Genomic DNA, 784 nt, shown 5'->3' with positions numbered 1-784 from the left:
TTTCGAATCTCTCCTTCACCGCCAAATTCGATGTAAACAAAACCCCTGGTTTCGAAAGAAGTCAGGGGTTTTGTGGTTTCTGGGGTTTGAATAGGTGGTTGTGCTAGGAAAAAATTTTCTCTAGCTTCAGCTCCTTCTCTAGACGGGTATGGAATGAACAAAACCGGAGGAACTGACTTATGACCAGCAAGCTTCGCATCTCTGCTGTGCAACCAGTTGCCGGCAAGCATGCCATCGAAATTGAGTGGAATAACGGCAAGCGGCATACCGTTGATCTCACTGATCACATAAATACCTTCCCGATTCTAAAACCCCTTCAGGACTTGGCTCTATTTGGTCGGGTTGAAGTCGGTGAGTGGGGCCTTGACGTGACTTGGGGCAATGACCTTGAGTTGTCCTCCGGCACCTTGCATCGTTTGGCGCTGGAACAGTCCGGCGAGGTCATGCTGACGCAGGACTTCAGAAAATGGATGCTCAGCAACAACCTGTCGCTTTCCGCCGCGGCTGTAGAGCTGGGCTTCACTCGTAGGACTATTACTTCCTACAGCAGCGGGGCCGCTCTGATTCCCAAGCATGTAGGGTTGGCGTGTAAGGGCTGGGAGTACGAGCATAAGGTTCGTGGCACGCGTTGCGTTTAGGTTGGGTAATGTTCGCAAAAAGGGATGACTGAGAGGTCGCCCCTTTTTCGTTTGTGCGGGATCAAGCCAATGGGTTTAGGAACACCGCATAGCCATGCGCCGACCTATCACATCCAGCAAATCACAACCATCGCGCAACGGAATTG

Annotated in this window: 1 protein-coding gene; it reads left to right on the top strand. The window is 51.4% G+C overall.

Annotated elements, in window-relative coordinates; genetic code table 11:
• Window positions 1–179 precede the first annotated feature (179 nt).
• Complete coding sequence (locus JV201_RS21440) at window positions 180–638, top strand: DUF2442 domain-containing protein (RefSeq protein ID WP_219406023.1); 459 nt, start codon at window positions 180–182, stop codon at window positions 636–638.
• Window positions 639–784: the final 146 nt, after the last annotated feature.

The organism is Pseudomonas sp. Colony2 (assembly GCF_019382755.1).
Taxonomy (GTDB): Bacteria; Pseudomonadota; Gammaproteobacteria; order Pseudomonadales; family Pseudomonadaceae; genus Aquipseudomonas.
Note: the sequence above shows the minus strand (reverse complement) of the source record. Positions and strands in the feature narration are given on the sequence as shown.

Excerpts from the sequence above, each read along its gene's own strand:
- JV201_RS21440 (WP_219406023.1), top strand. The coding sequence starts at position 180 with ATGACCAGCAAGCTTCGCATCTCTGCTGTGCAACCAGTTGCCGGCAAG.